This is a genomic window from Mesorhizobium sp. M2A.F.Ca.ET.037.01.1.1 (assembly GCF_003998075.1).
Lineage (GTDB): Bacteria > Pseudomonadota > Alphaproteobacteria > Rhizobiales > Rhizobiaceae > Mesorhizobium.
The window spans coordinates 1-7043 of the sequence record NZ_RZSA01000265.1; the positions used below are offsets into that span (position 1 = coordinate 1).

Genomic DNA, 7043 nt, shown 5'->3' on the forward strand with positions numbered 1-7043 from the left:
GGGCAGTTTTGTCGGAAGGATTGGCTGATAGCGGCCTACTGGACGAGGACCGAGCGGCCGCATGTCGCGCCGGTCACGCGCACATCGGCCTCGCCGACATGCACGCCCAGTGTCCCAAGCACGTTGTAGACCAGGCTGTCGACCGGCGCGGTCACGCCGTTGAGCAGCGTTGTCACCGCCGGCTTGACCGCGCCGAGCAGGGCGGTCACATCGAGGCCGAGCCCCAGCGCGTTGACCGACAACGACAGTTTGTTGATCAACGATGTCGTCAGCGACTGCGTCAGGTTCCTTGTCGACACCGTCTTGATCGCCTTGTTGGCGATGTCGGTGGCACTATAGGTCAGCGTGGTCGGCGCCATGTTGGTGATTGAAAAGGCCGACGATCCTTTGATCTGCAGCAGGTTGAGGTTGATCAGCAACAGCTTGAGGCTGACATCCGCGATCTCGGCGTCGGAGAAGGATTGCGGCTTGGTGAAGTCCGCGAAACCACTGGCGTTGCTGTCGGCCAGATGAGCCTCGACGACTCCTGGTTGCGTGGCGATCGAGACCTTGATGCTGGAGGGGCCGGTCGGACAGGTGATATCGGTCAGCTTGGCCTCGGCATAGGCGACCTCGACATTGAGCGGCAGGTTGACGGCAAGCAGATTGATGCCGCCGCCGAGATTGGAATTGCCGACGGTGACGCTGGCGTTGAGCTTGATGCGTGTCTGCGCCGTGCGCACCACGGTGCCTGATTCCCCCACCGCGAGCCAGGGCGAGTTCTGCATGGGCTCGCCGATGGCGATGGCAAGCGTCGTCGATGCCAGCCCCGGTATGGTAGCGCCGAGATTGACCGCGACCTGGTTCGTGCCGTTGGCCAAAGCCGCCGCCGCCGTCAACATGCTGAGCGCGCTGGCCTCGACCGACAGCCCGGCGGGTTTCTGTCCAAGGCCCAGGCCGCCCACCGAGCCAAGGTCGACGAGAGTGCTGAGCGGAATCTTGACAGTATTGGTGGCGCTGGAAGCCATGGTCTGCAATGCGATCTTGGCCGTACGGTCCAGCCCCGGCACGTTGGCCATGGCGGTGGCGATCTGGCCGACCGTCGCCTTCGAGGCGAGCACGTCCGAATAGGAAACGCCGGTCAGCCTGAGCTGCACGGCAAGTTGGTCGACGAAGGAGAGCACGTCGACATCGGCCGAGATCAGCGAATTGTAGTCCATCACGCTGAGCGAGATGTTGCCGCCGAGAAGGCTGCCGATAAGCGCGTTGAGAATGCCGCCATTGAGACTGGCGAGTCGCGAGCCGACCGAGAAAGCTGCCTGCGGCTGCGCGCTGGCGATGGCCGTCGTGCCGAGTGTGGGCGGCGCCATGATCGAGCCGGCGAAATAGAGCGTGCCTTGCTTCTTCAGCGACACCTGCACGGCATTGTAGGGCAGCTTGCCCGCCTCGAACCGGTTGCCGGCGGCAATGGTGCTGACGCCGGTGTAGCGCCCCGGCACGATCTGGACGACCGCCTTGGTGGCGGTTGGCGCCACGTTGGTGCCTTGTTGCTGCACCGCGACCGAGGTGATGCCGTTGTCGGCGAGCGTCGTCAGCACCGCCTGCTGGGCATTGGGGATGTTCGAGGCCGCGGTGATGGCGGCGAGATCGACGATCGACTGCGCGGCACGGCGCTCGTTGTAAAGGGAACCTTCGTCGATCGCGAAGGCGGTCAGCGCCAGCGCGACTGGCGTGCACAGCGCCGTCATCACGGCGAAATTCGCGCTACGGTCGGCGACGAGCCTCCTCGTCGCCGCCATCAATCCCCCCTTGATGGACATCATATGCCTCCGACACGAATCGTCGACTGGCGCTGTATCGTCGTACCCGGCAGCGGCAGCGTCCTGAACAGGTTCCAGATCGGCAGGTTGCGCGCATCATAGGTGACGGAGACGACGAACTGGCTGCCATCGGCGACACTGTCCTTTGCATTGACGGTCAGCTTGTTAGGATCGACGAAGGGGTAGCCGGAGACGTCATGCGCGATGAAATCAGTGACCAGTGCCTGCCGCTCGGTCTGGTTGAGGCCGGCGATCGCCGTTCGCGCCGCATCGGCGGCGATCTGCTGCACAGAATGGCTGGCGCCGAAATAGATTCCGTATGCAACCATGCCGAGCAAAAGCAGGATGAAGACCGGCGCAAGCATGGCGAATTCGACTGCCGATGTGCCCGTGGCATCCGCCCGGAAACGACAGCACGAAGCAAGGAATTTTCGGTTTTTCAGCATGTTGCGGAGAATGCCAAACCCCGCCTGCAAAAACAGAAAACGCGTCGAACAACCGGCGGGTGTGCCAAGTTGAAGGTAGGTTTATAACGTTAGTTTTCGCTGTTTTAGCGTGATGACGTTCACTTTGCGTCAAGCAGGCAATGGTTGAAATAAGATTCCGCTCTGTCTAGTCTCCAGCCACCAGCAGCCGGAAGGGACCGGCGGCACGCCTGAAAGGGGCCGTTTCAACGGGTCCGGGGCGTCAACACTTAAGGCGCGGCTGAGGGGCTGCGCCGACAGGGAGAACTTCATGCTGAAAAACATGCTGAAGGCGACGGCGTTCGCCACCACCTTGGCTCTGGCCACGGGCTCCTTTTACACCCATGCTTTCGCCGAAACCGTCTACAACCGCGGCAGCGCCGCGGAGGCGGAGACGGTCGATCCACACAAGACGTCGACGACCTACGAAGCCGATATCATACGCGACCTGTTCCAGGGCCTCGTCATGCACGACCAGAAGACGAACCTCATTCCGGGCGCCGCCGAAAGCTGGACAGTGTCCGACGACGGCACCGTCTACACCTTCAAGCTGCGCAAGGACGGCCTCTGGTCGGACGGCACCCCGGTGACGGCGGACGACTTCGTCTATTCGTTCCATCGGCTGGAAGATCCGGCCACCGCCGCGGAATACGCCTCGATGCTCTATCCGGTGAAGGGCGCCGAGGACTTCAACACCAAGAAAGGCAAGGCCGAGGATATGGGCGTGAAGGCGATCGACGCCAACACGCTTGAAGTCACGCTGAAGGCGCCGACGCCTTATTTCCTGGAGATGCTGACCCATCAGGCGACCTATCCGGTCAACAAGGCTTCCATTGACAAGCTCGGCGCCGATTGGATCAAGCCCGGCAAGCTGGTTTCCAACGGCGCCTATACGCTGGCCGAATGGGTGCCCAACGACCATCTCAAGATGGTCAAGAATCCGAAATTCTGGGACGCAGCGAGCGTCAAGCTCGACGTGGTGAACTACATCCCGACCGAGGATCGCTCGTCGGCGATGAAGCGCTTCGAGGCTGGCGAGCTCGACAGCTATGGTGACCTGCCGACCGAGCAGCTCGCCGATCTCAAAGCCAAATTTGGTGACCAGGTCCGTGTCGGGCCATATCTCGGCACCTATTATTATGCGGTCAAGACCGACAAGGCGCCGTGGGACAATGTCGAGCTGCGCAACGCCATCTCGATGGCGATCGATCGCGACTTCCTGGCCGAGAAGGTCTGGCAGAACTCGATGCTGCCTGGATATTCAATGGTGCCTCCGGGCATCGAGGGCTACACGCCGTCGCTGGCCAAATACGCCGACATGCCGCAGATCGACCGCGAGGACGCGGCCAAGAAGATCCTGGAGAAGCTCGGCTACACGCCCGAGCATCCGCTGAAGATGGAAATCCGTTACAACACCTCGGAAAACCATAAGAATACGGCGGTTGCTATCCAGGAACAGCTGAAGCCGCTCGGCGTCGAGGTCACGCTGCTCAACACCGACACCAAGACCCACTACGGCTTCCTCGAGCAGAAGGGCAATTACGACGTCGCTCGCGCCGCCTGGATCGCCGACTACAAGGATCCTGAGACCTTCCTCGGCATCTCACGCAAGGCGAGCGGCAACAACTACTCGAACTACAACAGCTCGGCCTACGAAGCCGCGATGGACAAGGCGGCAGCCGCCGGCGGCAAGCCGGAAGAGCGCATGAAGGACCTCGCTGAGGCCGAGCGCATCCTCGTCGACGACGTCGGCCAGATCCCGCTGCTCTACTACAGCTATCACGACATCGTTTCCTCGAAGCTGCATGGCTTCGATGACAATGTGATGGACATTCATCCGTCCCGCTTCATCTCCAAGGACTGACAAGTAACCTTGGCCGTGCCGCCGCTCTCTTTTTGAGGGCGGCGACACGGTCTGTCGTCGTGCCGGGCCGAAAGTCGGATTGGATTTTCGACTGCCCCGGTGCGAAGATCAGAGATGCCAGCGCGCCACGATCTCGTCTGGAGAGCCGTCGCCCTGGCTCAAGCGGGGCGCCGATGCTGCGTTATGTCTTCCGGCGGTTGTTGACCGCCATCCCGACGCTGTTAGTCATCGTGACGGTGGCGTTCTTCCTGATCCGCGTCGCCCCTGGCGGCCCGTTCAACCAGGAGAGGGGCCTGAGCCCCGAGATCAGGGCCAATCTCGAAGCCCAGTTCGGCCTCAACGATCCGCTCTGGCTGCAATATCTCCACTATCTCGGCAATCTTTTGCGTGGCAGTTTCGGCCCGAGCTACAACCTGCCGGATTTCACCGTCACCGAACTCTTCGCCAAGGGTCTGCCGATCTCCGTTCAGCTCGGCACGTCGGCATTGGTGCTGGCGCTGATTGTGGGCTCGATCCTGGGTACGATCGCGGCGCTCAACCAGAACAAAATCGCCGACTATTCGGTGATTGCGCTCGCCACTGCCGGCAGCACCATCCCGACCTTCGTCATCGCGCCGGTGATCCAGCTTGTCTTCGGGCTGTCCTGGAAGCTCCTGCCGATCGGCGGCTGGGGCGACGGCGCCTTGATCAACAAGGTCGGCCCGGTGCTGACGTTGGCCTTGCCGCAGATCGCCATCGTCGCCCGCCTGATGCGCGGCTCGATGATCGAGAGCCTGCGCTCCCACCACATCCGCACCGCCCGCGCTCTCGGTCTCTCCGACTGGTCGGTGGTGGTCAAGCACGCGCTGCGCGGCGCCGTGCTGCCGATCGTCTCCTTCACCGGCCCGGCAGCCGCGGCCCTGCTCACCGGCTCGATCATTGTCGAGACGATCTTTTCCATTCCCGGCGTCGGCCGCTATTTCGTCGATGCCGCGCTCAACCGCGACTACACGCTGGTCATGGGAACCGTGGTGGTGATCGCGCTCTTCACCATCGTCTTCAACCTGATCGTCGATCTTCTCTACGCGGTGGTTGATCCGAGGGTGCGCTATGACTGATCTCGCCGTCGCCGTGCCCGAGCCGATCGTCGGCCGTTCGCTCTGGGGCAATGCCTGGGCGCGGCTGAAGCGCAACCGCGCCGCGATGTTCAGCCTCTACTACCTGGCTTTCATCACCGTCATCAGCGTGTTCGGCCCAATGGTCGTGCCGCACGAATACACCACCATCTACGGCGACTATGTGCGCATGCCGCCGAGCCTGTCGGCCTATCCGAAGCCCGACATGATCCAGGGTGCGCTCACCGATGCCATCAAGCGCATGCGCGCCAACATCAAGGAATGGCACCAGGACGGCAACCGCGTCATCGTCACCGTCACCTCGACCAAGCCGATCGACGACCGCAACATCCGCTATCTCGACCGTTCCGACGCCTTCGACGACACCAGGATCGAGAACAAGTCGGCCGATGGGCTCGAAGTGACGATGAGCTCGGCCATCAAGCAGCAATATTTCTACTTCGGCACTGACAACACCGGCCGCGACCTGCTTTCGCGAACACTGATGGCCGGGCGCATTTCGCTCGCCATCGGCCTGCTCGCCGGCGTCGTCGCCGGTGTCATCGGCGTCATCTACGGCGCGACCGCCGGGTTTGCCGGCGGCCGGGTCGACGAGGTGATGATGCGCATCGTCGACGTGCTCTATTCGCTGCCCTTCATCTTCTTCGTCATCATGCTGGTGGTGTTCTTCGGCCGCAACTTCGTGCTGATGTTCCTGGCGGTGGGGGCTGTGCTGTGGCTAGACATGGCGCGCATCGTGCGCGGCCAGGCGCTGTCGATCCGAAGGCAGGAATATGTCCAGGCGGCGGAAGCGATGGGCGTCGGTCAGTGCGGCATCCTGCTGCGCCATGTCATCCCCAACCTGCTTGGCCCGGTCGTCATCTACATGACGCTGCTTGTGCCGCAGGTCATCATCCTGGAAAGTTTTCTTTCCTTCCTTGGCCTCGGCGTGCAGGAGCCGATGACCAGCTGGGGCGTGCTGATCTCGGTCGGCGCCAAGAACATCGGCTACGCCAACTGGCTGCTGTTGTTCCCGGCTTTCTTCCTCGTCTCGACGCTGTTTGCCCTGAACTTCGTCGGCGACGGCCTGCGCGACGCGCTTGATCCGAAGGACCGCTGACATGGCCACCGAAACGATCCTCAGCGTCAAGGACCTGCGCGTCCGCTTCCAGACCCTCGACGGCACGGTGGAGGCGGTCAAAGGCATTAGTATCAACGTGAAGGCGGGCGAGACCGTCGCCGTCGTCGGCGAATCCGGCTCCGGCAAGAGCCAGACGATGATGGCGGCGATGAACCTCTTGTCCTCCAATGGCGAGGCGACCGGCCATGTCGACTACCGTGGCCAGAACCTTCTGACCCTGTCGAAGAGCGAGCTCAACAAGGTGCGCGGCCGCAAGATCAGCATGATCTTCCAGGAGCCGATGACCTCGCTCGACCCGCTCTACACCATCGGCAACCAGCTGATCGAGCCGATCCGCCGGCACCGCGGGCTCTCCGGGCCGGCGGCGCGCGAAGAAGCGCTGAAGCTGCTCAGGCTGGTGCACATCCCCGATCCCGAGCGGCGCATGAAATCCTACCCGCACGAAATGTCGGGCGGCCAGCGTCAGCGCGTCATGATCGCCATGGCTCTCGCCAACGATCCCGACATCCTGATCGCAGATGAGCCGACGACAGCGCTCGACGTCACCATCCAAGCGCAGATCCTGATGCTGCTGGCCGAACTGCAGCGCAAGCTCGGCATGGCGATCGTCTTCATCACCCACGACCTCGGCATCGTGCGCCGTTTCGCCGACCGGGTCTATGTCATGCGCCAGGGCGAAGT

Annotated in this window: 6 protein-coding genes; 4 read left to right on the forward strand and 2 right to left on the reverse strand. The window is 62.4% G+C overall.

What is annotated here, in order from left to right:
* Positions 1-35 precede the first annotated feature (35 nt).
* Positions 36-1802: a pilus assembly protein TadG-related protein gene (locus tag EOA27_RS15220; RefSeq protein WP_127256599.1), complete on the reverse strand. Its 1767-nt coding sequence runs from the start codon at positions 1800-1802 to the stop codon at positions 36-38.
* Positions 1799-2164, reverse strand: coding sequence for a TadE/TadG family type IV pilus assembly protein (locus EOA27_RS15225; RefSeq protein ID WP_245467161.1), 366 nt, complete (start codon positions 2162-2164; stop codon positions 1799-1801). Before EOA27_RS15225 ends, EOA27_RS15220 begins: the two co-directional genes overlap by 4 nt.
* A gap of 370 nt (positions 2165-2534) precedes the next feature.
* On the opposite strand from EOA27_RS15225, the gene EOA27_RS15230 reads away from it, so the two are divergent.
* From EOA27_RS15230 to EOA27_RS15245, 4 genes are all read left to right on the forward strand, one after another.
* The gene (locus tag EOA27_RS15230) at positions 2535-4127 is read left to right on the forward strand and encodes a peptide ABC transporter substrate-binding protein (RefSeq protein ID WP_126078413.1); all 1593 of its coding nucleotides are present in this window, start codon (positions 2535-2537) and stop codon (positions 4125-4127) included.
* A 173-nt stretch (positions 4128-4300) separates the two neighbouring features.
* Complete coding sequence (locus EOA27_RS15235) at positions 4301-5224, forward strand: ABC transporter permease subunit (RefSeq protein WP_126078412.1); 924 nt, start codon at positions 4301-4303, stop codon at positions 5222-5224.
* On the forward strand, positions 5217-6341 hold the full coding sequence (locus tag EOA27_RS15240; protein WP_127256601.1) for an ABC transporter permease subunit: 1125 nt from the start codon (positions 5217-5219) through the stop codon (positions 6339-6341). The genes EOA27_RS15235 and EOA27_RS15240 overlap by 8 nt, the downstream gene beginning before the upstream one ends.
* A gap of 1 nt (position 6342) precedes the next feature.
* Positions 6343-7043, forward strand: a 701-nt coding sequence (locus EOA27_RS15245) for an ATP-binding cassette domain-containing protein (protein WP_145970359.1), incomplete at its 3' end; no start/stop codon positions are given.